The 26167-nt window shown below is 71.9% G+C and carries 24 protein-coding genes, 2 pseudogenes and 1 riboswitch; of the genes and pseudogenes, 13 read left to right on the top strand and 13 right to left on the bottom strand.

Features of this window, described 5'->3' with window-relative positions:
• Positions 1–42: 42 nt before the first annotated feature.
• On the top strand, positions 43–612 hold the full coding sequence (locus ACFWR9_RS23340) for a TetR/AcrR family transcriptional regulator (RefSeq protein WP_383845284.1): 570 nt from the start codon (positions 43–45) through the stop codon (positions 610–612).
• Positions 613–615: 3 nt separating this feature from the next.
• Here the strand turns inward: ACFWR9_RS23340 and ACFWR9_RS23335 are convergent, their stop codons facing one another.
• Positions 616–1185: a hypothetical protein gene (locus ACFWR9_RS23335; protein ID WP_383845282.1), complete on the bottom strand. Its 570-nt coding sequence runs from the start codon at positions 1183–1185 to the stop codon at positions 616–618.
• Here ACFWR9_RS23335 and ACFWR9_RS23330 point away from each other — a divergent pair.
• Positions 1169–1668: pseudogene (locus ACFWR9_RS23330) on the top strand (TetR/AcrR family transcriptional regulator); the annotation flags it as partial. The gene ACFWR9_RS23335 and the pseudogene ACFWR9_RS23330 sit on opposite strands and share 17 nt — an antisense overlap.
• Before the next feature lie 25 nt (positions 1669–1693).
• On the opposite strand, the gene ACFWR9_RS23325 reads toward ACFWR9_RS23330, so the two are convergent.
• Positions 1694–3028: a diacylglycerol/lipid kinase family protein gene (locus ACFWR9_RS23325; RefSeq protein WP_383845280.1), complete on the bottom strand. Its 1335-nt coding sequence runs from the start codon at positions 3026–3028 to the stop codon at positions 1694–1696.
• A 128-nt stretch (positions 3029–3156) separates the two neighbouring features.
• Here ACFWR9_RS23325 and ACFWR9_RS23320 point away from each other — a divergent pair, with 128 nt between their 5' ends.
• From ACFWR9_RS23320 to ACFWR9_RS23295, 6 genes are all read left to right on the top strand, one after another.
• Complete coding sequence (locus tag ACFWR9_RS23320; protein ID WP_383845278.1) at positions 3157–4074, top strand: aminoglycoside phosphotransferase family protein; 918 nt, start codon at positions 3157–3159, stop codon at positions 4072–4074.
• 214 nt (positions 4075–4288) lie between these two features.
• Positions 4289–5377 (top strand): NlpC/P60 family protein, encoded by a 1089-nt coding sequence (locus tag ACFWR9_RS23315; RefSeq protein ID WP_383845276.1) that lies wholly within the window; start codon positions 4289–4291, stop codon positions 5375–5377.
• Between the two features lie 4 nt (positions 5378–5381).
• On the top strand, positions 5382–6293 hold the full coding sequence (locus ACFWR9_RS23310) for a hypothetical protein (protein WP_383845274.1): 912 nt from the start codon (positions 5382–5384) through the stop codon (positions 6291–6293).
• The gene (locus tag ACFWR9_RS23305) at positions 6281–7219 is read left to right on the top strand and encodes an MFS transporter (RefSeq protein ID WP_383845318.1); all 939 of its coding nucleotides are present in this window, start codon (positions 6281–6283) and stop codon (positions 7217–7219) included. The genes ACFWR9_RS23310 and ACFWR9_RS23305 overlap by 13 nt, the downstream gene beginning before the upstream one ends.
• 147 nt (positions 7220–7366) lie before the next feature.
• Positions 7367–8872 (top strand): peptide MFS transporter, encoded by a 1506-nt coding sequence (locus ACFWR9_RS23300; protein ID WP_383845272.1) that lies wholly within the window; start codon positions 7367–7369, stop codon positions 8870–8872.
• 27 nt (positions 8873–8899) lie between these two features.
• On the top strand, positions 8900–10903 hold the full coding sequence (locus ACFWR9_RS23295; protein WP_383845270.1) for a CocE/NonD family hydrolase: 2004 nt from the start codon (positions 8900–8902) through the stop codon (positions 10901–10903).
• Between the two features lie 33 nt (positions 10904–10936).
• On the opposite strand, the gene ACFWR9_RS23290 is transcribed toward ACFWR9_RS23295, so the two are convergent.
• The 4 genes from ACFWR9_RS23290 to ACFWR9_RS23275 all read right to left on the bottom strand — a co-directional run bounded on the left by ACFWR9_RS23290 (position 10937) and on the right by ACFWR9_RS23275 (position 13923).
• Positions 10937–12301, bottom strand: a complete 1365-nt coding sequence (locus tag ACFWR9_RS23290; RefSeq protein ID WP_383845268.1) for an APC family permease — start codon at positions 12299–12301, stop codon at positions 10937–10939.
• Positions 12302–12397: 96 nt separating this feature from the next.
• Complete coding sequence (locus ACFWR9_RS23285) at positions 12398–12622, bottom strand: MbtH family protein (protein ID WP_383845266.1); 225 nt, start codon at positions 12620–12622, stop codon at positions 12398–12400.
• 80 nt (positions 12623–12702) lie between these two features.
• Entirely contained in the window at positions 12703–13086 is a 384-nt protein-coding gene (locus tag ACFWR9_RS23280) for a DUF6083 domain-containing protein (RefSeq protein WP_383845264.1), read from the bottom strand.
• A 441-nt stretch (positions 13087–13527) separates the two neighbouring features.
• Positions 13528–13923, bottom strand: a complete 396-nt coding sequence (locus ACFWR9_RS23275; protein ID WP_383845317.1) for a RidA family protein — start codon at positions 13921–13923, stop codon at positions 13528–13530.
• 136 nt (positions 13924–14059) lie between these two features.
• Between ACFWR9_RS23275 and ACFWR9_RS23270 the strand changes: the two genes are divergently transcribed.
• Complete coding sequence (locus tag ACFWR9_RS23270) at positions 14060–15031, top strand: helix-turn-helix transcriptional regulator (RefSeq protein WP_383845262.1); 972 nt, start codon at positions 14060–14062, stop codon at positions 15029–15031.
• Between the two features lie 67 nt (positions 15032–15098).
• Here ACFWR9_RS23270 and ACFWR9_RS23265 read toward each other — a convergent pair whose 3' ends face one another.
• From ACFWR9_RS23265 to ACFWR9_RS23255, 3 genes are all read right to left on the bottom strand, one after another.
• Entirely contained in the window at positions 15099–15632 is a 534-nt protein-coding gene (locus ACFWR9_RS23265) for a GNAT family N-acetyltransferase (protein ID WP_383845260.1), read from the bottom strand.
• A gap of 4 nt (positions 15633–15636) precedes the next feature.
• On the bottom strand, positions 15637–16071 hold the full coding sequence (locus ACFWR9_RS23260; RefSeq protein WP_383845259.1) for a hypothetical protein: 435 nt from the start codon (positions 16069–16071) through the stop codon (positions 15637–15639).
• An 87-nt stretch (positions 16072–16158) separates the two neighbouring features.
• Complete coding sequence (locus tag ACFWR9_RS23255) at positions 16159–16845, bottom strand: SDR family NAD(P)-dependent oxidoreductase (RefSeq protein WP_383845257.1); 687 nt, start codon at positions 16843–16845, stop codon at positions 16159–16161.
• Positions 16846–16944: 99 nt separating this feature from the next.
• Between ACFWR9_RS23255 and ACFWR9_RS23250 the strand changes: the two genes are divergently transcribed.
• Positions 16945–17553: a TetR/AcrR family transcriptional regulator gene (locus ACFWR9_RS23250; protein ID WP_383845255.1), complete on the top strand. Its 609-nt coding sequence runs from the start codon at positions 16945–16947 to the stop codon at positions 17551–17553.
• 556 nt (positions 17554–18109) lie between these two features.
• Here ACFWR9_RS23250 and ACFWR9_RS23245 read toward each other — a convergent pair.
• A complete protein-coding gene (locus ACFWR9_RS23245; RefSeq protein ID WP_383845253.1) occupies positions 18110–18712 on the bottom strand; it encodes a TetR/AcrR family transcriptional regulator in 603 nt (200 codons plus the stop codon).
• Positions 18713–18839: 127 nt separating this feature from the next.
• Here ACFWR9_RS23245 and ACFWR9_RS23240 point away from each other — a divergent pair, with 127 nt between their 5' ends.
• A complete protein-coding gene (locus tag ACFWR9_RS23240; protein ID WP_383845251.1) occupies positions 18840–20303 on the top strand; it encodes an amidase in 1464 nt (487 codons plus the stop codon).
• A gap of 18 nt (positions 20304–20321) precedes the next feature.
• Here the strand turns inward: ACFWR9_RS23240 and ACFWR9_RS23235 are convergent, their stop codons facing one another.
• Positions 20322–20933 (bottom strand): DUF998 domain-containing protein, encoded by a 612-nt coding sequence (locus ACFWR9_RS23235; protein ID WP_383845249.1) that lies wholly within the window; start codon positions 20931–20933, stop codon positions 20322–20324.
• A 29-nt stretch (positions 20934–20962) separates the two neighbouring features.
• Between ACFWR9_RS23235 and ACFWR9_RS23230 the strand changes: the two genes are divergently transcribed.
• Both ACFWR9_RS23230 and ACFWR9_RS23225 read left to right on the top strand, forming a co-directional pair.
• On the top strand, positions 20963–21172 hold the full coding sequence (locus ACFWR9_RS23230) for a hypothetical protein (protein WP_122617925.1): 210 nt from the start codon (positions 20963–20965) through the stop codon (positions 21170–21172).
• 25 nt (positions 21173–21197) lie between these two features.
• Positions 21198–21818 (top strand): dihydrofolate reductase family protein, encoded by a 621-nt coding sequence (locus ACFWR9_RS23225; protein WP_383845315.1) that lies wholly within the window; start codon positions 21198–21200, stop codon positions 21816–21818.
• Between the two features lie 58 nt (positions 21819–21876).
• Here ACFWR9_RS23225 and ACFWR9_RS23220 read toward each other — a convergent pair.
• Together ACFWR9_RS23220 and cobN are read right to left on the bottom strand one after the other, a co-directional pair.
• Positions 21877–22301: pseudogene (locus ACFWR9_RS23220) on the bottom strand (superoxide dismutase).
• A gap of 45 nt (positions 22302–22346) precedes the next feature.
• A complete protein-coding gene (cobN, locus tag ACFWR9_RS23215; RefSeq protein ID WP_383845247.1) occupies positions 22347–25982 on the bottom strand; it encodes a cobaltochelatase subunit CobN in 3636 nt (1211 codons plus the stop codon).
• Positions 25983–26011: 29 nt separating this feature from the next.
• Positions 26012–26160: riboswitch (cobalamin riboswitch) on the bottom strand.
• Positions 26161–26167 lie beyond the last annotated feature (7 nt).

Below are 26167 nucleotides of genomic sequence, written 5' to 3'. Positions count from 1 at the left end.
TTTTAATAGCGGTTACACTTTTGCAGCTGATAGCGTGAGCGGATGCCGCAACCGACCGGACGCCGCGAGCGCAAGAAGGCCGCGACCCGCCAGAAGATCGCCGACACCGCCATGGGGCTCTTCCTGGAACACGGGTACGACAAGGTCGGCATCCGCGACGTGGCCGCCGAGGCCGACGTGGCGGTCACCACGCTCTTCTCGCACTTCGCCTCGAAGGAGGCCCTGGTCTTCGAGCGGGACGAGGACTTCGAGGCACGGCTCACGCACGCGGTCGGCGGCCGGGCGCCGGACGAGCCGCTGATGCCGGCGCTGCGGCGCGAGATCCTGGCCCTGGTGCGGCACTGCACTGCGGACGCCGCCGCTCCCGTCTGGCGCATGATCGGCGGATCACCGGCCCTGCGGAAGTACGAGGAGTCGATGCGGCTGCGCCACGCGGACTCGCTGGCGGCGGCCGTCGCGGCCGATCCCGCGCTGTCCCGGACCACTACGGCCTGCCGGACGATCGCGAGGTTCGTGATCGACGCCTATGCGCTGGCCCGCGAGGCGGACGATCCGGAGGCCGCCGTGGACGAGATCTTCCGGATGATCGAGGCGGCCTGGGAGGCCGCCTGACGTTCACGCCCCGTGGCGGGCGCGGTTCAGCCGGAGTGCCGAGACGAGGAAGAACACGCCGCCGAGGAAGGCGTATCCGGCGAGGCTCCGCAGCGAGGCGTCGTCGCCACCCGCCTGCTCGAAGAACGAGGCGCCGGCGACCGTGGAGATGGCGCCGCTGACGATCATCGCCCACTGGCCGCCCAGCTTCCGGCGAGTGGCGCCCGCGACGAGCTGGACGATGCCCGAGGTGATCGCCCAGACGCCCCAGACGCGAAGCACCGCCGGGACACCCGACGTGGCCGCCACGGCCAGCCCGACGACCGCCAGTGAGCTGATCGCGATGTTCACGTAGAGGGCGGGCGCGGTACCGCCGTCGGCCCTGGCGGACCGGATGTCGATGATCGCGGCCGCCACGTCGAACAGGGGATAGACGACCAGGAGGGTCACGCCGGCCGGTCCGAGCGTGTCGCCGGCCGCGAAGAGCAGGGCGGCCCAGACCGCGGCGAACGCGAAGCGCAGGAAGTACAGCTTGCGCAGGGTCACGGGAGCGGTGGCGGACGTGCCGCTGACAAGGGTGCACTCCGTCGGCATCGACCGGATCACCGCAGAGGCGAAGGTGACCCGTGCGACGCTGTACCGGCACTTCTCGGGCAAGGAGGACCTCGTTCTCGCCTATCTCGACCTGGCCGACCGGGGCATCCGGGGGCAGGTCGCCGAAGCGCGGGCGGGCGCCCGGTCGCCGGCCGACGAGGTCCGGGCCGTCGCCAGGTCCATCACGGAGGGCATCCGGTCCCCCGGCTTCCGCGGCTGTGCCTTCCTCAACGCGGTGGCCGAGTATCCGGATCCCGCCCACCCCATCCACCAGGCCGTCCTGGCCCACCGGGCCTGGTTCCTGGACACCGTCACGGAGCTACTGGCACAGACCGGCGACGCGCCCGCCGAGGCGGACGGGCGGCACCTCGTCATGCTCCGGGACGGCGCCATGGCGGCGGGGTGCCTCTTCGACCCCGAACTGGTCTCGAAACCTTCCTCCAGGGCGTCGAGGGGATTCTGCGGGGGCGCACCGGCGCTTGAGGTGCCGGACGCCCGACAGCGCCACTCAGCGACGTGCGCCGGAGGCGGGACGGTCGAGGGCCAGCGTGGCGATCCGCCGCCAGTCCAGCTTCGGGACCTGGTCCACCGCACCCGGACGGTCGCGGGGGACCAGGACGCGCAGGGCACGCGGTCGCAGGGTGCACACCACCGGCGTGGGCAGCGTCAGCGCCTCGCCGTCGACGGCCACCGGGATGCTCGCGGCACCGGCGCGGACCTCCACCCGTCGTGACGTCAGCATGGTCAGCGCCGGAGACATCGAGCCCCGCACGGCGAGGTCGGCCGCCTGCGCGGCGCCGTCCACGCGGATGCCGAGCACGCCGAGTTCGCCCCCGTCCAGCCGGGGCCGGCGTCCGACGTCGAGCGGGTCGGCCGAGGAGTAGGGGTTGTTGCTGACCAGCAGCGCCTGCTGGCCGTCGACCGGCCGGTCGTCGGCGAGGGCGTCGAGGCGCTCACCGGCACCGCCGGCCAGCAGGTCCGGCAGTGCGTCGAGCGCCGTGCCGGCCTTGGCGTCGCGGTACTCGGGGCGCTGCACGATCGCCGCGTACACCCCGAACGACACGGTGTTGACGAACGCCCGGCCCGCCACGTCACCCAGGTCCACCCTGAGCTCCACCCCGTCGGTGAGGGCGTCCAGGCACCGGGACGGGTCGGTGCGGTCCAGGCCGAGGTCCATGGCGAGGTGGTTGCGGGTGCCGGCGGAGATGACCAGGAACGGCAGGTCGTGTTCGGCCGCCACCGCGGCGACCAGTGCCTGGGTGCCGTCCCCGCCCGCGACGCCGAGCAGGTCGGCGCCCTCGGCGACGGCCTTGCGGGCGAGTTCCTCGACGTCGGTGTGGGTGCCCGGCCGCAGCAGGATCACCCGGGCGCCGAGCGCCTCGGCCCGTGCGACGAGCCCGAACCGGGCCACCTTCCCGCCGCCCGAGGCCGGGTTCATGATGAGGACCGCCTGCCGGGGCATTTGGCGCGGCCGTGCGGCGGCGCGTGTCGGGTCCGGCCGCCGGTCCGCCCGCAGGGCACCGCGGGCACAGACCAGGGCCCCGGCCCAGAGCCCAACCCCGACCGGGGCAGTGAACCAGAGGCCGCCGTTCAGGAACAGCGCCGGCACGGCCACCAACGCGCCCACGGCGAGCCCCGCGCCCAGCACCCGCACGGCACCTCGATGGGCCAGGAACCACCAGGCGCCGACCGCGCACACGGCCAGTCCCGCGAGTCCGCCCAGGATGATCACGGGGCCCGCGTCGAGGAGCGACAGCAGGACGACGAGGACGGCCACCGCGGCGGCGAGCAACGCGTAACGGGCCAACTCCCGGGCCCTGTCCGACCGATCGACCTTGCTCACCTGCGCGCCCCCGTTTCACCGAGGCTCCATCGACCGGGAGCCGCCGGGCAGCCTACGGCCTCCGGACGGGCCGTAGTCGATATTCGGTCCCGCGCGACCGGGGCGTCGTCCGGCTACTGTTGCTCCCCATGTCCCACACCGAGGTCGAGATCACCGCGGAGTTGATCCGCGTTCTCCTGAAGGAACAGCATCCGGACCTGGCCGACCGTCCTCTGACGCTCGGCGCGCGCGGCTGGGACAACCAGTTGTGGCGGCTCGGGGACGACCTCGCCGTGCGGCTCCCGTGGGCGACGCGGACCGCGGACGCGCTCCTGCTGAAGGAACACGCCTGGCTGCCCGCGCTCGCCCCGCACCTGCCGCTGCCCGTCCCCGTGCCGCAGCGCCTGGGCGAGCCCTCCGAGCGGTTCCCGCGGCCGTGGATCGTCACCACCTGGGTACCGGGGACGCCGGCCGACCGCGCCCCCGTCACGCGGGCGGCCGACGCCGCCGGCGCACTGGCCGCCTTCCTGACGGCACTTCACCAGCCCGCCCCCGCCGGGGCACCGGCCGGTCGCGGCCGCGCGGGGCCCCTGGCCGACCGCGCGGAAGGCTTCGCCGAACAGCTCGCCAAGGCCACTGAACTGGGCCTGCTCCCCGACCCGGACGCCGTCCGCGCGGTGTGGGAGGACGCACTCGCCGCTCCCCCGTGGGACGGCCCGCCCCTGTGGGTCCACGCCGATCTGCATCCGGCCAACATCCTCACGGCGGACGGCACGTTCTGCGGTGTGATCGACTTCGGCGACCTCTGCGCGGGCGATCCGGCGAGCGATCTCGCCGCCGCCTGGGTCCTCCTGCCGGACGGAGCCGCCGGTCCCTTCCACAGGGCCTACCGGCCATCCCCGGACGGCGCCACCCTGCGCCGCGCCCGCGGCAACGCGGCGGCGAACGCGCTCGGCGGCCTCCTCATCGCGGACGCCGGTGACCGCGGCCTCCCCGGTGGCAAGCCCACCTGGGGTCCGCCCGCACTGGCGGCGTTGCGGCGGCTCACCGGGACGAGGCACCACTGAGGTTCAGCGTCGTCACGGACAAGAACCGGCCAACCGCGGTGGGCGAGTTGCCTACGGGGACGTTGACACGCGCGGGGATACCGGGGGCGGCCATTCAGGTGAGGGTAATGTGTTCACAGGTCGAACGGATCTCCGTGTGACCCGTGGTGGCGACCGCGATGGCCGGAGGCCGCCCGTCCGAGCTGCCCGCACACGACCTCTGAAAGTGGAGCCGATGAACGTGTCGACCGGCGGCGGACGGCTGCGGGGCCGGGCCACCGTAGCAGCCCTTGTCTGCGCGATAGCCCTCATACCCGGCCCGAGTTATGCGGCACCCAACGATCCCGACCCGCGGGACGACACCTCCATCGAGGGAATCCGCGCCGAACTCGACGGCCTCTACCGCGAGGCGGAGGTGGCCACCGAGGCGTACAACGCCGCCAACGAGAAGGCCACCAAGCAGGAGAAGCGGCTGGCGTCGCTGCGCAAGGACCTCGCCCGCACCGAGGACCGGGTGGACGACCTGCACGACCTCGCCGGGGCGGCCGCCCGGACGCAGTACCGCGGGGGCCATCTGGCCTCCACCGGCATCCAGTTACTGCTCGGCGACCACCCCGACCAGGCCCTGGACGAGGCGTCCCAGGCCCGCCAGGCCATGCGGGGACTCGTCAACGTCTCCGAGACCCAGCAGACCGTCCGCGCCGAGCTGGACGGGCAGACCGAGGCCGCCGCCAAGGAACTGCGCGAGCTGAAGAAGACGCGCGCGGACAAGGCCGGGGCGAAGGAGAAGATCGAGAAGAGGATCGCCGAGGCCGAGAGCATCGAGGCCGGTCTCGAGGAGGAAGAGACCCGCAGGCTGGCCGCGCTGGAGAGGCAGCGGACCGAGGAGGCCAAGTCCAAATGGCGGGGATCCGGTTCGGACGGCGGCGGTTCCTCGACCGGGGGCGGCTCGGGCGGCGGGACGACCGTGAGCGGGGCGGCCGGGAAGGCCGTCGGCTTCGCGATGGCCCAGATCGGCAAGCCGTACGTGTGGGGAGCCGTGGGCCCTTCGTCGTACGACTGCTCGGGACTCACCTCCGCCGCCTGGGCGGCCGCCGGACACCCCATTCCCCGTACCTCGCAGGCACAGTGGCAGGGACTGACGCGGGTCGGCCTGTCGTCCGCGCGCCCCGGCGACCTGATCATCTACTACAACGACGCCACGCACGTGGGCATGTACATCGGAGGCGGACAGATGGTCCACGCCCCACGGCCCGGACGCTCGATCACGACCGCGCCGGCCGCCTCCATGCCCGTCCTCGGTGTGGTCCGACCCGGAGTCTGAGCGTATGCCCCACTCGCTGACACCCCGTGACAAGGGAAACCTGCCCGTGCTCAGCGCACCGCCGCTGATCCGACTCGACGCTTACGTGGCCGAGGACGGGTCGACGGTGGTCAACGGCCATCTGCTGGAGATGGGCGGCATGCGCCCGGCCAACGAGGCGATCCTCGACGCCATCGCCATGTTCGCCCGGACCCTGGGGGCCCCGGTGGCGGCGACCGTCATCGACCGCCCCGCACAGCAGGTGGCGCGCCTTCGGGTGTACCCCGACGGCTCCAGCCGGACCATCGCCGAGGAGGAGGACCTGCCGCCCGGGCGCGAGCGTACCGCCGCGGAGGAGGAGGCGTTTCCTCCGCTCGCTCGCGTCGAGCGCATCATCCAGCACGCGCAGCGCGAGGAACTGCACGCCGCGTTCGTCCTCGCCGGCGCGCTGCGCGAGCACCTCACCCTGCGCAGGGGCGCGGAGGACGAACTCTCGCTGGAGGCACGGGCGATCGAGGCCTACATCGCCTATCTGCGGGGCGAGTACATGGTCTCCACCGTTCTCGCCCTGACCGTCGCGCGGATCCGCTGCCGCACCGACCTGACCCGGGCCGCACCCGAGGTCGCCCGGGCCACGGCGGCGTGGCAGCGGCTGTGGGACGAGGGCCAGGTCGCGACCCGGGGACAGGAACTGCTGCGCATGTGGGAGCGGCTGTCCGCGGAGGGCCTGTTGCAGGAACCGTCCCACCACGCCATGGCCCAGGCCGTCCGGACCCGGCTCGAACGGGGCAGCCGGTACGTGGAGAACCCGGCCCCCGCCCCGGCGGCGGCCCTGACCGCGGCTCAGGTACCGGCCGCCCCCGAGGACAGGCCCCTCAAGCCCACCCGACGGGGGCTGCGCCGTTTCACCCGACGGCCCGGCCGATCAGCCGGCTGAGCCGCCGCCGCCCGCCGGGAGGGGCCGATGCCGCCCCAACCCCAGCCTCGCTGACCGTCCTGTGGACGGTGGGCTACGTCGTGGCCTTCTTCCTCGGCAACTACATGGTCTCCCTGGGCGACGACGCCTGGCGCTGGCTGCTCGCCTCCAGCTGTGTGCCGGCGGTGGCCGTGGTGCTGCTCCGTATCGGCGTGCCCGAGTCGCCGCGGTGGCTGCTGGCGCAGGGGCGGGTCGAGCAGGCCCGCGCGGTTGTCACCCGGCTGGGCGGGGACGTGGAGGCGTTCGCCTCGCTGGTGCGCACCACCCAGGCCGCGGGCGGTGCGGCGAAGGCACGCTACCGGGATCTGTTCGGCCGGAATCACTGGCGGCACACCGCCTTCGGCGTGGTCTTCTACAACGCCCAGGTGGTGCCGTACTTCGCGATCTACACGTTCCTGCCGCTGGTGCTGCTGAAGATGGGGGTGGGCGAGGAGGACACCACCAGCGACGGCATGCTGAACGTCTTCCTGCTCGCGGGCAGCCTCGCGGGCCTGTGGTTCGTGGCCAAGGCGTCCCGTCGCTCCCTGACCATCTGGTCCTTCGTCGTCCTCATCGCCTCGCTCGCCCCGATCGCGATCTGGCCGGACGCCCCCACGGCGGTGCTCTTCCCGCTGTTCCTGGTCTTCACCTTCACCATGTCGGCCGCGGTCAACCTGGACCAGGTCTACCCGGCCGAACTGTTCCCCACCGACCTGCGCAGCTCGGGCGTGGGCCTGCTCAACGGACTCAGCCGTGTGGGCTCGGCCATAGGTACGTTCCTGCTCCCGCTGAGCCTGGACCACCTCGGCTTCTCCCCCACCATGCTGGTGCTGACCGTGGTCCTGGTCGCGGGGCTGGCCGCGTCGGTGGTGTGGGCCCCGGAGACGAAGAACATGGCGCTGCACTAGTCTCGCGCTCACTCCGTAGGCCCTCGGCCTGGGCGTATGCAGTTGCGAAGCAGGGGTGATCCCTGATCTCCTGACCAGCAACGTGGGACTGCCGGTCGGTTCGCTGTGCGGCGGTCCAGCCCTCATCCCCGACCGGCGACAGGACTTATGACAGACCGTGCTCACCCCGTGACGGCCGACGACGAGCAGCCGCCGGCGGGGGACGACCGTGCCTTCTTCGGACAGCCGAAGGGTCTGCTCACCCTGTCGGGCCTGGAGGTCTGGGAGCGTTTCTCGTTCCTGGGCATGCAGGCGATCCTGGTCCTGTACTTCGCCGACTCGGTGGCGAACGAGGGCCTGGGCATGGACGCGGGCACCGCCGCGTCGGTGTCGGCCGCCTACGGCACCCTCGTCTACCTGGTCTCCGTCGGCGGCGGATGGCTCGCCGACCGCATCCTCGGCTCCTACCGGGCGGTGCTGTGGGGCGGCATCCTCATCGCCCTCGGCCACTACTCCATGGCCGTGCCCACCGCCACCATGACGTGGGTCGGCCTGGGCCTGATCAGCGCCGGCACCGGCCTGCTCAAACCCAACGTGGCCGCCATGGTCGGCAAGCTCTACCGCACCGACGACGACCGCCGTGACGCCGGCTTCGCCCTCTACTACATGGGCATCAACATCGGCGCCTTCGCCGGCCCGCTGATCACCGGCTGGCTCGGCGAGCACCAGGGCTGGCACTGGGGCTTCTCGGCCGCCGCCTTCGGCATGACCCTGGGGCTGATCCAGTACGTCGTCGGGCGGCGGCACCTCGCCGGGCGCAAACACGCCGCCGAGTTCGCGCTGGCCCCGGCGGCCATGCGGCGGGCCGTGTGGCTGATGGTGGGCGGGACCCTGGCCTTCGCCGCGCTGTGCGGGCTGCTCGCGGGTGTCGGCTGGCTGACCATGGACCGCTTCGTGGACGTGCTCACCCTCGCCTCGGTGGTCGCGCCGGTCGTCTACTTCTGGATCATGTTCACCAGCCCCCGGGTCACCGCCGAGGAGCGCGGCCGGCTGCGGCCCTACATCGTACTCTTCCTCGCCTCGGTGGTCTTCAACTTCATCCTCTTCCAGGCGTACTCGACGATGATTCTGCTCGCGTCGACGAACGCGAACACCAGCATCCTCGGCTTCGACTTCCCGTCCAGCTGGTACGCCTCCGCGCTCGGTGCCTTCGAGGTGGCGCTGGCCCCCGTGGTCGCCGCCGTCTGGGTGCGGATGGGCCGCCGCCAGCCGCACGCCTCCAACAAGATCGCGCTCGGGGTGATCCTCGGCGGCCTGTCGTTCCTGCTCATGGTGTTGCCCACCTCGGGCCACGAGGGCACCGACTACCGGATGGCCGCCTGGTGGATCGTCGGCTCCTACCTGCTGCTCGGCCTCGGCGACGTACTCCTGGAGACCTCGGGCCTCTCGGCCAGCAGCAAGCTGGCGCCGAAGGCGTTCTCCAGCCAGACCATGGCCCTGTGGTTCCTGTCGCTGGCCCTCGCCAACGGGATCCAGGCCCAAGTGGTGAAGATCTACGACGACGTGTCCCAACCCGTGTACTTCGGCGTCAACGGCGGCATCGCGGTCGTCCTCGGCCTGGTCGTCGTCGCCCTCGCGCCGTGGCTGCGGCGCACCATGCACCCCGTCCACTGAGCACCGGCACGCCGGAAGGTACCGCCCATGCGCATCCGCACGGACTTCCCGTACGAGACGACCCACGAAGACATCCGCATCCCGCTGCCGGACGGCACCCGGCTCTACGCGCGGATCTGGCGGCCGGTCACCGAGGAACCGGTCCCGGCCCTCCTGGAGTACCTGCCGTACCGCCTCAGTGACTGGACGGCGCCCCGCGACAGCCAGCGCCACCCCTGGTACGCCGGTCACGGCTACGCCTCCGTACGTGTCGACGTGCGCGGGCACGGCAACAGCGAGGGCCTGCCCGGGGACGAGTACGACGCCACCGAGCTGGCCGACGGTGTGGCGGTCGTCGAGTGGCTGGCCGCGCAGCCCTGGTGCAGTGGCAAGGTGGGCATGTTCGGTATCTCCTGGGGCGGCTTCAACTCGCTCCAGATCGCCGCGCTCGCCCCCGAACCGCTGAAGGCCGTCGTCACCGTCTGCTCGGCGGACGACCGGTACGACAACGACGTGCACTACATGGGCGGCTCGGTCCTCGGCGTCGACATGCACGCCTGGGCCGCCACGATGCTCGCCTTCGTCTGCCGTCCGCCGGACCCGGAGTACGCCGGCGAGGAGTGGCGGGACCTGTGGCTGCGGCGCCTTGAGGCCGTCGACCCGTTCATCCACACCTGGCTGGCCCACCAGCTCCGCGACGACTACTGGAAGCACGGCAGCGTCTGCGAGGACTACTCCGCGGTCGACGCCGCCGTCCTCGCCGTCGGCGGCTGGCACGACCCGTACCGCGACACCGTGCTGCGGCTCGTGGAGCACCTGCCCGACGACCGGGTGCGGGGGCTGATCGGACCGTGGTCGCACCAGTACCCGGACCGCGGCCTGCCGCCGGGCCCGCCGATCGGTTTCCTCCAGGAGACGCTGCGCTGGTGGGACCAGCACCTGAAGGGCGAGGACACCGGCGTCATGGACGAACCGCTGCTCCGCTCCTGGATCAGCGAGTCGCACCCTCCGGCCACCGTCTACCCCGAGCTGCCGGGCCGCTGGGTCGGCGACCCGGCCTGGCCGTCCCCTTACGTCACCCCCACGGCCCACGCCCTCGGGGGCGATCCGGTCGTCGTACGCTCCCCCCAGCACACCGGCGTGGACGCCGGACGGTTCTTCCCCTTCGGCAACGACGCCGACCTGCCGCCCGACCAGCGGGAGGAGGACGGCCGCTCGGTGTGCTTCGAGTTCCCCGTCACCGACGGCCCCATCGAGATCCTGGGACGCCCCGAGGTCACCCTGCGCCTGCGGATGGACGTGCCGTACGGGCAGGCCGTCGCCCGGCTCTGCGACGTCGCGCCGGACGGCTCGTCGACCCTGGTGACCCGCGGCGCGCTCAACCTCGCGGCGCGCGAGGGCCGGGACCGCAACGTGCCGTGGAAGCCGGGGGCCACGGAGACGGTGACCTTCCGGCTCAACGGCATCGGTCACACCTTCCCCGCCGGACACCGCATCCGGCTCGCCGTCTCCTCGGCGTACTGGCCGTGGATCTGGCCGCAGGCGGGCTCCGACGGCTTCGTCCTGGAGCCGGCCGGCTCGGCGCTCGAACTCCCCGTGCGGGATGCCGCCGAACATCCCGAGGACACCGGCATCCGCTTCCAGGACCCCGAGCAGTCCGAGCCCTTGCAGGTGGTGTCACCGGCGACGCTGGAGGAGGAGCGCCCGGAGCGGCTGGTCGTGCGGGACGTGGCCAAGGGCGAATGGCGGCTGGAGGTGGACCCCCGCTACGGCGGGACGCGCGTGTACCCGGACGGTCTCGAGTTCGCCGAGGACGCGCTGGAGACCTACACCGTCCGGGAGGACGACCCGCTGTCGGCGCGGGCCCGGTCGGACTGGACCGTGCGGCTCCACCGGCCGGAGCGGGGCTGGGACGTACGGGTCGAGACCCGGTCGGAGATCACCTGCGACGCCGACGACTTCGTCACGTCGAACGAGGTGGTGTGCCGGGACGGCGAGGACGTCGTCTTCCACCGCACCTGGGAGCGGCGCATTCCTCGCATCGCCCGCTGACCTCCCGGCCGGCGGACGGTCCGGGGCGGTGGCTCACTCCTCGCTCCGGGCCTTCATCACCGTCTTGTTCAGCGCCCACAGCCCGATGCCGATGGCCACGAGCACGCCCGCCCGGATGTACACGTCCGCGGGCCGGTCGGAGAGCGGGCTGGCCAGGGCCAGGGAGGTGATCGCGCCCAGCACCGGCAGGACGGTGGGCGTACGGAAGTGCTTGTGCTCCACCGGGTCGCGGCGCAGGACCAGGACGGCGACGTTGACGACCGTGAAGACGCACAGCAGCAGGAAGGCCGTGGTGTCGCCGAGGCCCGCGATCTCCCCGGTGGAGACCAGGCCGATGGCGAGCAGCGACACGAAGACGATGCCGACGACCGGTGTGCGGCGCCGGGGCAGGACGCGGCCGAGGGCGCGGGGCAGGATGCGTTCGTTCGCCATGCCGTAGCAGAGGCGGGACGCCATCATGATGTTGATCAGCGCCGAGTTGGTGACCGCGAACAGGGCGATCAGCGCGAACAGCTTCGGCGGGAAGTCGAGTCCGCCGGCCTTGACAACCTCCAACAGCGGTCCGCTGGAGTCCTCCAGCACGCGGTAGTCGACGAGGAGCGAGGAGATCAGGGCGACCAGGACGTAGATGGTGCCGGTGACGGTGACGCCGATGAAGATGGCGCGCGGGAAGGTGCGCGCCGGGTCCTTGGTCTCCTCGGCCATGTTGACGGAGTCCTCGAAGCCGACGAAAGCGAAGAAGCCCAGCGCCGTCGCGCCCAGCACGCTGGTGACCAGCGCGTAGCCGGAGCCCCCGGCCTCGAACTCGCCGAGCCGGGAGGGGTCGCCGTCCCCGGTGAGGACCGCCCAGGCGCCGACGGCGAGGATGACGAAGAGGCCGGTCAGTTCGACCAGGGTGAGGACCACGTTGGTCTTCACCGACTCGGACACGCCGCGCAGGTTGAGGGCGGCGAGGGCGAGGATGAACAGGATCGCGATGAGCGTGGGCGGGAAGAAGTCCGTGAACTCGGAGAGGTAGTCGCCGCTGAAGGCGCGGGCCGCCGCGCTGGCCGAGGACAGGCCCGAGCACATCACCATGAAGGCGACGATGAAGGTGAGGAACGGCACCTGGAACGCCTTCTGCGTGTACAGCGCGGCTCCGGCGGCCTTCGGATACTTGCCGACCAGTTCGACGTACGAGGCGGCCGTCAGGATGGCGACCACGAACCCGATGGCGAACGGCAGCCACAGCGCGCCGCCGACCTTGCCCGCGACCTGGCCGGTGGTGGCGTAGATGCCGGTGCCGAGGATGTCGCCGATCACGAAGAGGATCAGCAGCTTGGGGCCGATGGCCCGCTTCAGCGAAGTGTCGTCCGCTCCTCCCGGCGAGGCGGTGGCGTCGCTTCCGGCTTTCGTCACGAGGTTCCCCCTGGGGCGGCTGACACGGACAAGGTGTCGACTGCCCTGCGGATCACCGAGTCATGCCCCCGCTTACTCCAGGCGGAAGCATGCGCGCTACCCCAACGGCGTGTCGGACGCCGTGCTCTCGATCAGGCTCTTGGGCCGGAGATCGGTCCAGTGCTTCTCCACGTATGCGAGGCACGCGGCGCGGGTGTCCTCTCCGTGGACGACGGTCCACCCGGCGGGCACATCCACGAAGGAGGGCCAGAGGGAATGCTGTCCCTCGTCGTTGACGAGTACCAGGTACACACCGCTCTCGTCGTCGAACGGGTTGGTCACGACTCCTCCTTCGACTTAACTTAGGCGAGGCTAGCCTTAGTCCGTCGCGGGAGGCAACATCGCACGTTCCGGAGGTCGCCCTACCCGGCGTCCGGCCACTCGTGAGGCTGCTCGGGCGGCTCGGGGTCGCTCTGCCGCGCCGCCGCCCGGGCGTTCTCGTCCCGGAGTGCCGTCAGCCAGGGCCAGAGGTCCGGCAACCGCTGCTTCGCGCAGGCCAGTCGATGCTCGATCCGGCACCGCTGGTCCCGCTCGGCCGGATACACGGCGTACACCGTCACCCGTCCGTCGGACAGCTCGATCCACCGGTGTTCGGCCGGCACCAGGTGTGCCAGCACCCTGACCTCCGGTTCCAGCAGCACCCAGTCCTGGTCCAACGTCATCACCCGGTCCTGTGGCAATCCGCAGAACGGGCAGGCGTACTGGCCGACTTCCAGTCGGCGGACGTCACCATGCGAAGCCGTCATTCCTCCAGCGTCCGCAACAGGTCGGCCGAGGCGTAGGGCGCGAACCGGACGGGACGCCCGGGGCACCGTCAGGCGGGAGGGGCGGCGCAAGACCCGGCAGGTGCATCCGGCACCCACCGTCGGCCGGCGGAAGGCCGAGATGCCCGGGACCTGTCCGCCGGCCGCGCGACCGCACAGGTCAGCCGGTCAGGGTGAAGGTCTGGGCGGCGGACTGGGAGCAGGGCTGCCGGGAGAGGCGGGCTCGCCCTCTTCCCCACTCCCTCGGTGTGGGTGAACCCCTGCGAGACGAGGGTGACCGGCATCGCCATCACCTCGGCGAGCCCGGACCAACGCGGGTGCGCCGAACGCCTCCTCGACCTCACCCTGGACGCGCCTGGCGACCCGCCCTGCTGCTCGCGCCGGTTGAGTCGGCACGAGCAGCAGGGGCGTGGCGAGGTCGCGTCACGCGACGGCGGTTCCCTCCAGCTCGACCAGCTGGCCGGGGATCGCAAGTCGCGAGACCCCGAGCATCGTGGAGGTGGGCGCCACCCCTGCGGCGCCCAAGCGTGCCGCCAGCACGCCGTAGTGCGGGAAGAGGAGATCGACGTCGGTCGTGTAGACGTTGAGCCGGACCAGGTTCGCGAGGGACATGCCCGCCTCGCCGAGCACGGCCTCCAGGTTGTCGACGCTCAGCGCCAACTGCGCGGCCATGTCGCCGTCGTGCTGGGGTTTGCCGTCGCCGTTCATCGCGGTCTGGCCCGAGATGTACAGGGTCCGTGTGTGCCCGGAGACGACCTCGCCCTGGTTGAATCCCAGTTCCTTCGACCACGTCACCGGGTTGACCGCGGTTCGTTCCACTGCCACGTCAGCTCCATTCGGTTCATCGGGAGTACGGACGACCATCGGCCCGGTTGTCGCCGGCTTCGACGTCGTGTCAGCCAGCGTGCCAATGAATCATGACACCCATAGTCATGTATTCGGATAGAGTTCCCGCGTGCGCGCCGACCGGCTGGTCTCACTGGTGCTACTGCTCCGACGGCGTGGTCAGTTGACCGCGGACACGCTCGCTCGCGAGCTGGAGGTGTCCACCCGCACCGTGCTGCGCGACATCGAGGCGCTGTCCGCGGCCGGCGTCCCGGTCTACGCCGAACGCGGCCGGCACGGCGGTTTCGCGCTGTCGCCCGGTTTCCGGACGGAGCTCACCGGCCTCAATCACGACGAGACCCTCGCCCTGCTGACCACCGGATCGAGCCGCGGCGAGCAGGTGTTCGGCCTCGGCCCGGCGCTCGCCTCGGCCCTGCGCAAGGTGGTCGACTCGCTGCCCGAGAACCATCGGGCCACCGCCAGCGACGCGGCACAAAGGTTTCTCGTCGACCCGGAGGCCGACCTGCTCTCCCGTCGGGTGGCGACCGAGCAGGTACCCAACGCCACGATGATCGAGGTCCGGCGCGCGGTGCTCGCCGGACGCAAATTGCGCATCCACTACGCGGCGGTGGACCAGAGCCCGAAGTGGCGCACGGTGGACCCGATCGGCCTGGTCACCGTGCGCGGCCAGAGCTATCTGCTGGCCACGAGATCGGGCGCGGACCGCACCTACCGGCTGTCCCGGGTCCTGGCCGCCGAGGAACTCCCCGAAACTGCGGAGCGGCCGGACCGGGTCGATCTGGACCGGATCTGGCGGGAACGTTCCGCGCGGTTTCTCTCCAGCGGCGACCACGTCACCGTGCTGGTACGGCTGAGCCCGGCCCGGCGCGAGGACCTGCTGGACACCGCCCTGGCCGTCCGCGCGGAGGAACCCGACGCGGATGGCCGGCTGCGGCTGGAGGTCACCTTCCAGGACGCACGACACGCCGAGTGGGCGTTGTGGCGGCTCGGCATGGACGCGGAAGCCCTGGCCCCACAGTCGTTGCGTACCGCCCTGCGCGACCGCGCCGCCGCGATCGTCGCCCGCTACGAGGACACGTGAGCCGGAGGGGGCGACGGGCCCTGTCGGCAGGCGGCTGCTGTGCACGGCCGGGAGACCGGGACGTTCCTCAGCCGTCGCGGGCGATGCGGAACAGCACGTTCGGGCGCAGGGGGCCCTCGGGTGCGGCCGGGTCGTCGAAGTCGTCGGCCGTGTCCCGGGTCATGCCGATCCTGCGCATCACCGCCTGGGAAGGGACGTTGGTGGCCGTTGTCACGGCGAGGATCTCGGGAAGGTCCAGGACCTCGAAGCCGTGTGCCAGCACGGCCCGCGCGGCCTCGGTGGCGTAACCCCGGCCCCAGGCCGACCGGGCGAGCCGCCAGCCGATCTCCACACCGGTGAACGGCAGCCCGTCCTCCACCTCGTCCAGCCCCGCGAAACCGATGAACTCGCCCGTGGCCCGGACCTCGACGGCCCACCATCCGTAGCCCCGCCGGTCGAAATCGGCCTGGAAGCCGGCGACGGAGGCATCGCTCTGTTCACGGGTGAGCGGGTCGCCCAGGTGCTCGCGCACGTCGGGATCGGCGTTCATCGCCGCCCACGGTTCGAGGTCGGAGTCGCGCCAGCGGCGGAGGACGAGGCGATCGGTACGCAGTTCGGTCATGCGCTCAGCCAAGCCAGCCGTGCCTTGCGAAGCAATCGCATTTACCGGTCCGCCGGTTCAGCCGAGGCGGCGGGCGGCCGCGTCGTAGGTGTCGGCAGGGGTGGTGTTGAAGGCGATCGCGGCGTCGGGAGCGTGGCGGCGGATCAGGTTTGAGCACCTGCTCGAAGAGGTCCAGCTGGTCGTCGGACGTCCGCAGGCCGCCACCGACGACGACGCACTCCCAGGGGCGGGCCGCCAGTGCGGCGGCGACCACGGCCGCCACGTCGTCGCTACCGTCCAGGCCGAACAGGCAGGTCTCCACGCCGACGCCGTGCTCGGCGAAGCGGGCGATTCCCGCCTCGATGGCGTCGGCCACCGGCTCGGGGTCCCAGGGCCCGAGCACGCGATACGGGTCGAGCCCGATGACGAGGACGCGGGGCGCCGGGGGCGTTGTGGCCACCTCTGGACCCTACGTCGCGGTGGCCGGGCGGACCAGCCGGTGGTCGGCCGGCGGTCCGTACCGCCCCGCGCGATCGTCGCTACGCGCCTACCAGCGCAACTCCCCGTTCTCGTCCTGGAAGGTCCCTGTCGGACCGTCCGCGCCCAGCGTCGCCAGCCGCACGATGGTTCTGGCGCTCTCCTCCGGTGTCCGGCCGCCTTCGAATCCCGCGGTCATGTCGGTGGCGGTGAAGCCGGGCTCGATCGCGTTGAACCTGATGTCCGGCTGGGACTTGGCGTACTGAACCGTCAGCATGGTGGCCGCCGACTTGGAGGCGGAGTAGAGCGCGGCCGGCAGGTGGTACTCCGGTCGGTCGGGGTTGTTCACCGCCCAGAACGACCCGGCGCTGCTGGAGACGGTGACCACGGTGGGGTTCGATGATCTGCGCAGCAGGGGCAGTGCCGCCTCCGTGACGCGTACTACGCCCACCGCGTTGGTGTCGAACACCCGGAGCGCCGTGGGGCCGTCGAGGGCTCCGTCTCCCAGGATGCCCGCGTTGTGCACCAGGACGTCGAGCCGGCCCTCGGCCGCGTCGATCGTCGCCAGCGCGCCGCTCACCGACGCGTCGTCGGTCACGTCGAGTTGCACGAAGCGTGCGGCGAGCGCCGCCGCGGCCTTCTCCCCTCGCTCGGTGTCACGCGCGCCGATGTAGACGACGTGACCCAACGCCTGGAGCTGTCTGGCTGTCTCGAAGCCGAGGCCCTTGTTGGCCCCGGTGATGAGGGTGACGGTCATGAGCTTCCCATCGAAGATACCCACTTCCGCATCGATCGATACGGAATTAGAACCGTAGCACTTCTGTAGCGGTCGATGCGGAAGAGCTAGACTGCGGGGGTGGAGACAAAACAGTGCGGCCCCATCGGCCGACCGCGGGGATTCGACACCGACCAGGCTCTCGAGCGCGCCATGCTGGTCTTCTGGGAGCACGGCTATGAGGGAGCCAGCCTGTCCTGCCTCACCCGCGCCATGGGCATCTCCACCACCAGCATGTACGCGGCTTTTGGCAACAAGGAGGAGCTGTTCCGCAAGGCCCTGGAGCGCTACACCGAGGGCCCGAGCGCGTACCTGGCCCGGGCGCTGGAGGAGTCGACCGCCCTCGGCGTCGCGACCGCGATCCTGGCCGGCACCATTCGCACTACCACTCGCCCGTCGCATCCCCAGGGGTGTCTGGGCGTCCAGAGCGCCCTGACGGCCAGCGAATCCGGGCGTGAGGTCCGTGAGCTGCTCGTCGCCTGGCGCAACGACAGCCACTCGTCCGTCCGCGACCGGTTCCGGCGGTCCGTCGACGAGGGCGACCTGCCTCCGGAGACCGATCCGGGGCTGCTGGCCCGCTGCCTCACCACCTTCGCGTTCGGCCTCGCCGTGCAGGCCGCGAGCGGCGTCTGCCGCGATGAGCTCCAGGAGGCGGCCGACGCCTTCCTGCGCACCTGGCCGCTTTCCTGACGTCCCGGTGAGTCGGGAAGCCAGGCGCATGCCGTGACGGGAGGTCAGTTCGTGAAGCGGCTGACGCTTTCCGGGTGGATGACGAGACGGACCTGTTCCACCGCCGGCATCCCGGCGAGGTCGTCGGCCCGGGCAGGGTCGTCGAGGTCCCAGTAGCGGGCGGCCAGGCGGGCGCACAGCTCGTGTGCTCCGTCGGTCTCCAGCGTGGTGCGCCGGCGACCGCCACCCAGCGCTCGCGTTCACCGACCGGGGAGGCCACGACGAGGGAGGCCCGGGGGTCCCGGCGCAGGCGCCGCACCTTGAGTGTCTCCGGGCCCGTGAACAGCTTCATCACTGTCCTTCCAATCGATTCCTGCCGACCGCCGCCGATCGCGGCCGATCACAGCCGATTGAACACCGCCTACGCCCGAGATCGCGGCGTAGACCGCCGCGGCCCTGCGAGAGGAGGAGCTCTGCCTCCGACGTCAGGCGCTCACCGTGGGCGGCGCGGAGCAGCAGGTGATCATCGTGTACCAGGCGGCGCCGGGAAGGCCGTCGGCCGAGGCCCTCGCCCGCCTCACCCGAGCGTGGAGGACGGGTCCACGATCCCCTCGACGATCCTCAACAGCCGGTCCCCCACCCGGTCGATGCTTCCGTTCCCTGTGCTGACCTGGGCGCCTTCGAGGAGGAAGGTGAGCTGGGCCGCGGTCTGTCCGGGGTCCGTCATCCCGGCCTCGACGCACATGGCGGTCAGCCTGCTCGTCTGGCGGGCCTTGTGTTCCTCGATCACCTGCCGTGCGGGGTGGGCGCGGTCGGGCAGTTCGGCGAGGGAGTTGATGAAGGGGCAGCCCCGGTGCGAGATCGCCGGCAGCCCTTCGGCGATGAAGCGGGCCAGGCCCATGATCTGGTCCTTCGGACGGCCGGGATGGTCGGCCTCGACGCGATCGAAGGCGGCCTGGTAGTCGGCGGCGACGATCCGCAGCCACTCCGCCACCAGGGTGTCCTTGGTCGCGAAGTGCCGGTAGACCGCCATCTTGGTGGTCTCGGCCTTGTCGGCGATGGCCTGGACGCTCACGCGCCGGATCCCCTCGCTCTGGAAGAGTTCCTCGGCCGCGTCGAGGATGCGCTCGCGAGGGGGCAGCTTCGCCACCCTGCTCGGCCTTCTGACGGTCGATGTCATGACTCCTCCGCGGCGTCCGTTCGGCTGGGGGCCCTTTCGTCTCCTGTTACGGTACCAGTCCGTCCCGGACGATACCGTTGAGTATCATCCGGGACTGTCCGGTACCGCTCTCTCCTGTGGAGTGACGATGAAAGTGACCGAGTACGTGCGTCTTGACGCGGTCGGCCTCGCGCGACTGGTGGCCCGGGGCGAGGTGACCCCCGCCGAGCTCGAAGCCGCCGCACGCGAGGCCACGCTTGAGGTCAACGGGCGGGTCAACGCGGTCGTGGAGACCTGGCCCACCGACGGCGAGCCCGCCCCGGGCGGCACGCCGCTGACCGGGGTGCCCTTCCTGATCAAGGACATCGGAGTCACCATGGCCGGGCGGCGCTCGGAACTGGGCAGCCGCCTCGCGGCCGGGAACGTCGCCCGCGCCGACTCCTTCCTGATGCGGCGCTTCCGCCGCGCCGGGCTCGTGACGTTCGGCCGTACCGCGACGCCGGAGCTGGCCTACAGCATCACCACGGAGCCCGTGCTCTACGGTCCGACCCGCAACCCGTGGGACCTGGAGCGCAGCGCGGGCGGATCCAGCGGGGGTGCGGGCGCGGCCGTCGCCGCCGGGGTCGTTCCGGTCGCCCACGCCACCGACGCCGCCGGTTCACTGCGGATTCCCGCCGCCTGCAACGGGCTCTTCGGACTGAAGCCCACCCGAGGCCGTGTCTCCATGGGCCCCGACGCCGACGAGACCTTCAACGGCCTCGCCGTGCAGGGCGGCGTGAGCCGGACCGTCCGCGACAGCGCGGCGCTGCTCGACCGCGTCCTCGGACCGGAACCCGGCGACCCCTATGCCGCCCGGCAGCCGTCCCGCCCCTACCTGGAGGAAGTCACCCGCGAGCCGGGCGCACTGCGGATCGGTGTCCTCACCCATGCCTGGGGCGGACGTCGCACCACCCCGCCGGTGACCGACGCGGTCACCCGCACCGTGCGGCTGGTCGAATCGCTCGGCCACCGGGTGGAGGAGGCGACGGTCGGTCTCGGAGCCGACTGGGAGGAGTTCGTGTCGGCCACCGCCCAGCTGTTCACGGCCAACCTCGCCGCCACGGTCGACGCGTTGGCCGCCGCATTCGGCCGGCCGGCCGACGCCTCCACCCTTGAGGCGGCGACTCTCGCGGGCTACCACTACGGACAGCGGGTCAGCGGCCCCCGGTTCGTCGCCGCCCTCGCGATACGCAACGCGGTCGCACGGAGCCTGGCTCGGTACTTCACCACGCACGACGTCCTTCTCACCCCCACCCTCCCGGAGCTTCCGATGCGGCTGGGTGCCTATACCGAGGACGCGGCGGCCCTGGACGGAGCCGGCTGGATCGACCGCCTCAACGACCGCTCGCCGTTCACCATGGCGTTCAACGTGGCCGGCAACCCGGCCATGTCCGTGCCGCTGACCGCCGACCCCGGGACGGGGCTCCCGATCGGCATGCAGTTCGCCGCCGGTCACGGACGGGAAGACCTGCTCTTCCGCCTCGCGGGGCAACTCGAACGGGCGCAGCCGTGGGCAGACCGCGCCCCCGCGGTCCGGGCCGGGAACCACACCGGCCGCGGCACCTCCCGGTGACCCCGACCGCCGCGGGGGCTACGGGCGGCCCGGGGTCCGCCGCACCCGGTTCCCGGTGTGGCGGAGGCAGGAGGCGACCACGATCAACGGCCACAGGGACTGGACGGCGGTCACGGCCCGCTCCGCGATGCCGACGTCGCCCTGTCGGTGCATCTCGATCAGGAACCACGCCCCGCCGACCGCCATCAGCGTCGTCACCGTGATCGAGGGCATCAGCCGCAGAGCCCAGGGGGCGGCCGAACCGCCGTTGACGGCCAGGACCGGCCACACCGCCAGCAGGGTGAATCCGACGACCGCCACCGCACCGTGGCGCAGGGATCCCCCGCTGGTCGGCGCGGGAAGCACCACCACGCCCAGGGCGGCGAGACCGCCGCCGGCCAGCGCCACCCGGCCGGCGGTGGCGGCGGCCCGCAGTCCCCAGGCGGTCAGCAGATGGCAGGCGCCCAGGGCGACGAACGCCGCCGACATCACCCAGAATCCCGGGGCTCCGTAGGCTCCCAGGGCGCTGATCGTCTGGGAGACGGGGTCATACGCAGGCCCTTCGAACAGCGCCGCGCCCGCCCAGCCTCCGATCAGCAGGACGGGCGCGCACCCTGAGGTGAGCAGGACCCATCTGGGGACAAGTCGCATCAAACAAGATTAAAGCGGAACCTGGAGGCATGGCCAGGCGTCCTGTGGTGGTGGGACGGCCGTCGCCCAGCGGCGGCCGGCGGGTCCGTGCGGACGGCGAGATCCTGGGACTGGCGTACGGCGTGCGGGATGTCGAGGAGTTCCTGCGGCGGGCCGGCCTTGAGGACGTCGACGTGGAGACCTCGGACCTGATCGAATGGCGCGGCGGCGGTCCGGAGGTCTGGTCGGTACGGACGTAGCGACCCCCACGACGAGGAGAGAGCCATCACCACACACACGGGCAAGGTGATCTGCGACATCACGGTCACGGCCGACGGGTACTCGGCCGGGCACGGCCAGACCGAGGAACGCCCGTTCGGCGACGACGGCGGGGACGGCACGGGTGACAGGCTGCACGCCTGGATGTTCGACACGCCCGACGAGAACAGGGCCGAGCTCGACCGGATGGCCGCCGCCGAGGCGTTCATCATGGGACGCAACATGTTCGGGCCCGTGCGGGGCGAGTGGGACCGCCCGTGGAACGGCTGGTGGGGCGACGATCCGCCGTTCCACGCGCCGGTGTTCGTCCTCACCCACCACGCGCGCGAGCCTCAGCCGATGGCCGGGGGCACGACGTACCACTTCGTCACCGACGGGATCGAGTCGGCGCTGGCACAGGCACGGGCGGCGGCCGGCGGCGGTGACGTCCAGGTGCAGGGCGGCGCGACCACCGTCAACCAGTACCTCGCGGCCGGCCTGATCGAGGAGCTTCGGCTGCACATCGTGCCGCTCACGCTCGGCGCCGGCACCCGGCTCTTCGACGGTGTCCCGTCGCTGCGGCTGGAGCAGATGGCCTCACGCGCGGCGACACAGGTCACGCACGTGACCTACCGCGTGCGCTCCTGACGCGGAGGGCCTCCGGCCGAGTACTTCCGGCCGGAGGCCCCACGCCCGAGCGGTGCGGTCACGGAGCGAGCAGGAGGCTGTCGCCGCGCTCCTTCGCGGCGGCGTACCGCCTGGCCACCTCCTGCCAGTCGACGACGGCCCACATGGCGTCGATGAAGTCGACCTTCTGGTACTTGTACTGGAGGTAGAAGGCGTGCTCCCAGGCGTCGAAGACCAGGATCGGCGTGGAGCCCTGCGTCGTCGCGGCGGCCTTGGTGAGCTGCGCCTTGAAACCGGCGAAGGAGCCGAACGGTCATGTTGTGCCAGTAGATCGAGTGCAGGATGTGCCCGGAGAGGTGGAAGGCGAGGTTCTTCTCCAGGCCGTTGATCGCCCCCCACTGCTCCTTGTCCCGCGGCGAGCTGCTCCAGCGTGTCGTTGGCGCCCTTCACGTAGGCCGCGTGGTGCTTGTCGTGGTGCAGCTCGGGGAGCGAGTACACCGCCATGTCCAACAACCGGTCCGGCGTCGTGCACCCGCCCCCGACAGGGCGTCAGTCCTCCCCCTCCAGGTCGCCCTCGGTCTCCAGGTACACCTGCCGCAGGGCTTCCAGGACGGCCGGGTCGGGCTTCTCCCACATGCCGCGCGACTCCGCCTCCAGCAGGCGCTCGGCGATGCCGTGCAGGGCCCAGGGGTTGGCCTGCTGGAGGAACTCGCGGTTGGCGGGGTCCAGGACGTACGCCTCGGTGAGCTTGTCGTACATCCAGTCGGCGATCACGCCCGTGGTGGCGTCGTAGCCGAAGAGGTAGTCGACGGTGGCGGCGAGTTCGAAGGCGCCCTTGTAGCCGTGGCGGCGCATCGCCTCGATCCACTTGGGGTTGACCACCCGGGCGCGGAAGACGCGGGAGGTCTCCTCCACCAGGGTGCGGGTACGGACCGTCTCCGGGCGGGTGGAGTCGCCGATGTACGCCTCGGGGGCGGTGCCGCGCAGGGCGCGGACGGTGGCGACCATGCCGCCGTGGTACTGGAAGTAGTCGTCGGAGTCGGCGATGTCGTGCTCGCGGGTGTCCGTGTTCTTGGCCGCCACGGCGATCCGCTTGTACGCCGTCTCCATCTCGTCGCGGGCCGGGCGGCCGTCGAGTTCGCGGCCGTAGGCGTAGCCGCCCCAGACGCTGTAGACCTCGGCGAGGTCGGCGTCGGTGCGCCAGTCGCGGGAGTCGATGAGCTGGAGCAGACCGGCCCCGTAGGTGCCGGGGCGGGAGCCGAAGATGCGGGTGGTGGCGCGGCGTTCGTCGCCGTGTTCGGCGAGGTCGGCCTGGACGTGGGCGCGGACGTGGTTGGCCTCGGCCGGCTCCTCCAGGGACGCGGCCAGGCGTACGGCGTCGTCCAGCAACCCGATCGTGTGCGGGAACGCGTCGCGGAAGAAGCCGGAGATGCGCAGGGTGACGTCGATGCGCGGACGGCCCAGCTCCTCGTACGGGATGGCCTCCAGGCCGGTGACGCGTCGCGAGGCGTCGTCCCAGACGGGGCGCACGCCGAGCAGCGCGAGGACCTCCGCCACGTCGTCGCCGGCGGTGCGCATGGCGCTGGTGCCCCACAGGGACAGGCCGACGGAGGTGGGCCATTCGCCGTTGTCGGTGCGGTAGCGCTCCAGGAGGCTGTCGGCGAGGGCCTGGCCGGTCTCCCAGGCGAGTCGGGAAGGTACGGCCTTGGGGTCGACCGAGTAGAAGTTGCGCCCGGTCGGCAGGACGTTGACCAGGCCGCGCAGGGGCGAGCCGGAGGGTCCCGCGGGAACGAAGCCGCCGTTCAGGGCGTGCACGGCGTGGTCGATCTCGGCGGTGGTCGCGGCGAGCCGGGGGACGACCTCGCGGGCGGCGAACTCCAGTACCGCGGCGACCTGTTCGCCGTGTTCGGACGGTACGGCGGCCAGGTCCCAGCCGGCGTCGTCCATGGCCTGGACCAGGGCGCGGGCCTGTTCCTCGGCGGCGTCGGCCGTGGTGCGGGTGGCGGCGGACTCGTCGAGGCCGAGGGCTTCGCGCAGGCCGGGCAGGGCGGTGGTGCCGCCCCAGATCTGGCGGGCGCGCAGGATGGCGAGGACGAGGTTGACGCGGTCGGCGCCGGCCGGCGGGTTGCCGAGGACGTGCAGGCCGTCGCGGATCTGAGCGTCCTTCACCTCGCAGAGCCAGCCGTCGACGTGGAGCAGGAAGTCGTCGAAGCCGTCGTCGTCCGGACGGTCCGCCAGGCCGAGGTCGTGGTCGAGCTTGGCGGCCTGGATCAGGGTCCAGATCTGGGCGCGGATCGCCGGGAGTTTGGCCGGGTCCATGGACGCGATCTGCGCGTACTCGTCGAGGAGTTGCTCCAGGCGCGCGATGTCGCCGTAGGAGTCGGCGCGGGCCATCGGCGGGACGAGGTGGTCGACGAGGGTGGCGTGCACGCGGCGCTTGGCCTGGGTGCCCTCGCCGGGGTCGTTGACGAGGAAGGGGTAGATCAGGGGCAGGTCGCCGAGGGCGGCGTCGGGGCCGCAGGCGGCGGACAGGCCGGCGTTCTTGCCGGGCAGCCACTCCAGGTTGCCGTGCTTGCCCAGGTGGATCATCGCGTCGGCGCCGAAGCCGCCGTCCTCGGCCCGCGCGGCGATCCAGCGGTAGGCGGCGAGGTAGTGGTGGGAGGGCGGCAGGTCGGGATCGTGGTAGATGGCGATGGGGTTCTCGCCGAAGCCGCGCGGCGGCTGGATGAGGATCAGCAGGTTGCCGCGGCGCAGGGCGGCCAGGACGATGTCGCCCTCCGGGTTGCGGCTGCGGTCGACGAACATCTCCCCCGGTGCCGGGCCCCAGTGTTCCTCGACGGCCGTGCGCAGTTCCCCGGGCAGGGTCGCGTACCAGCGCTTGTAGTCGGCGGCCGGGACGCGGACCGGGTTGCGGGCGAGCTGTTCCTCGGTGAGCCAGTCCTGGTCGTGGCCGCCCGCGTCGATGAGCGCGCGGATCAGTTCGTCGCCGTCGCCGGACGCGAGGCCCGGGACCTCGGCGTCGGTGTCGGCGCCGAAGTCGTAGCCCTCCTCGCGCAGTCGGCGCAGCAGGGCCACCGCGCTGGCGGGGGTGTCCAGGCCGACGGCGTTCCCGATGCGGGAGTGCTTGGTCGGGTAGGCGGAGAGGACCAGGGCGAGGCGCTTGTCGGCGGCCGGGATGTGCCGCAGGCGGGCGTGGCGTACGGCGATGCCGGCGACGCGGGCGGCGCGCTCGGGGTCGGCGACGTAGGCGGGGAGGCCGTCGGCGTCGATCTCCTTGAAGGAGAACGGCACGGTGATCAGGCGGCCGTCGAACTCGGGGACGGCTATCTGGCTGGCGGCGTCCAGCGGGGAGACGCCCTCGTCGTTGCTCTCCCAGTCGGCGCGGGAGCCGGTCAGGCACAGGGCCTGGAGGATGGGGACGTCGAGGGTGGTGAGCGCGCCGGCGTCCCAGGACTCGTCGTCACCGCCGGCGGACGCCTCGGCGGGCTTGGTGCCGCCGGCCGCGAGGACAGTGGTGACGATCACGTCGGCCGCCCGCAGGTCATCGATGAGTTCGGGCTCGGGGGCGCGCAGGGAGGCCACGTAGCGGGGCAGCGGCCGCCCGCCGGCGTTCTCGACGGCGTCGCACAGGGCGTGCACGAAGTCCGTGTTGCCGCTCATGTGGTGGGCGCGGTAGTAGAGCACGGCCACGGTCGGGCCATCCGCGTCCTGGCGCGGCGCGCGGTCCAGCGGGCCCCAGGTGGGGGCGGGCGTCGGCGGGTCGAAGCCGTGGCCGGTGAGCAGCACGGTGTCGGACAGGAAGCGGGCGAGCTGCTCCAGGTTGGCCGGGCCGCCGTGGGCGAGATAGGCGTGGGCCTCGGCGGCGAGACCGACGGGGACGGTGGAGGCCTCCATCAGCTGGGCGTCCGGGGCCTGTTCGCCGCTGAGGACCACGACGGGGCGGCCGTCGGCGAGGAGCAGGTCGAGACCTTCACGCCAGGCACGCAGTCCGCCGAGGAGGCGTACGACGACCAGTCCGACGCCGTCCAGCAGGGCGGGCAGGTCGTCGAGCGGGAGCCGGGCGGGGTTGGCGAACCGGTAGGCGACCGGGCCGGTGGCGGCGCGGGCGCTCAGCAGGTCGGTGTCGGACGTCGACAGGAGCAGGATGCTGGGGTGCGAGGCACGCTCCCCGGAAGAATGCGGCATGCGGCGTCTGCCCTTCCTCGGGGTCCGCGCCCCGGGCGGTGAGAGACGGCGGGAGTTCCTGACTCGTCCGGCCCTCAGGGTGGCCGGACTCACAGTGGCGGGACCGCGCCGGATTCACACCGGGCTTCCTCCCCTGTCGCCGTCTGGCGGTGGGCGGACCGGATGATCCACCCAGGAGCATAGTA

It is taken from the genome of Streptomyces sp. NPDC058534 (assembly GCF_042717365.1).
In the GTDB taxonomy this organism is placed as follows: domain Bacteria; phylum Actinomycetota; class Actinomycetes; order Streptomycetales; family Streptomycetaceae; genus Streptomyces.
This window is presented reverse-complemented; position numbering and strand designations above follow the sequence as displayed.

Excerpts from the sequence above, each read along its gene's own strand:
- ACFWR9_RS23340 (WP_383845284.1), top strand. The coding sequence starts at position 43 with ATGCCGCAACCGACCGGACGCCGCGAGCGCAAGAAGGCCGCGACCCGC.
- ACFWR9_RS23335 (WP_383845282.1), bottom strand. The coding sequence starts at position 1,185 with ATGCCGACGGAGTGCACCCTTGTCAGCGGCACGTCCGCCACCGCTCCC.
- ACFWR9_RS23320 (WP_383845278.1), top strand. The coding sequence starts at position 3,157 with ATGTCCCACACCGAGGTCGAGATCACCGCGGAGTTGATCCGCGTTCTC.
- ACFWR9_RS23315 (WP_383845276.1), top strand. The coding sequence starts at position 4,289 with ATGAACGTGTCGACCGGCGGCGGACGGCTGCGGGGCCGGGCCACCGTA.
- ACFWR9_RS23310 (WP_383845274.1), top strand. The coding sequence starts at position 5,382 with ATGCCCCACTCGCTGACACCCCGTGACAAGGGAAACCTGCCCGTGCTC.
- ACFWR9_RS23300 (WP_383845272.1), top strand. The coding sequence starts at position 7,367 with ATGACAGACCGTGCTCACCCCGTGACGGCCGACGACGAGCAGCCGCCG.
- ACFWR9_RS23295 (WP_383845270.1), top strand. The coding sequence starts at position 8,900 with ATGCGCATCCGCACGGACTTCCCGTACGAGACGACCCACGAAGACATC.
- ACFWR9_RS23280 (WP_383845264.1), bottom strand. The coding sequence starts at position 13,086 with ATGACGGCTTCGCATGGTGACGTCCGCCGACTGGAAGTCGGCCAGTAC.
- ACFWR9_RS23265 (WP_383845260.1), bottom strand. The coding sequence starts at position 15,632 with ATGACCGAACTGCGTACCGATCGCCTCGTCCTCCGCCGCTGGCGCGAC.
- ACFWR9_RS23255 (WP_383845257.1), bottom strand. The coding sequence starts at position 16,845 with ATGACCGTCACCCTCATCACCGGGGCCAACAAGGGCCTCGGCTTCGAG.
- ACFWR9_RS23245 (WP_383845253.1), bottom strand. The coding sequence starts at position 18,712 with ATGACATCGACCGTCAGAAGGCCGAGCAGGGTGGCGAAGCTGCCCCCT.
- ACFWR9_RS23240 (WP_383845251.1), top strand. The coding sequence starts at position 18,840 with ATGAAAGTGACCGAGTACGTGCGTCTTGACGCGGTCGGCCTCGCGCGA.
- ACFWR9_RS23235 (WP_383845249.1), bottom strand. The coding sequence starts at position 20,933 with ATGCGACTTGTCCCCAGATGGGTCCTGCTCACCTCAGGGTGCGCGCCC.
- ACFWR9_RS23230 (WP_122617925.1), top strand. The coding sequence starts at position 20,963 with ATGGCCAGGCGTCCTGTGGTGGTGGGACGGCCGTCGCCCAGCGGCGGC.
- cobN (WP_383845247.1), bottom strand. The coding sequence starts at position 25,982 with ATGCCGCATTCTTCCGGGGAGCGTGCCTCGCACCCCAGCATCCTGCTC.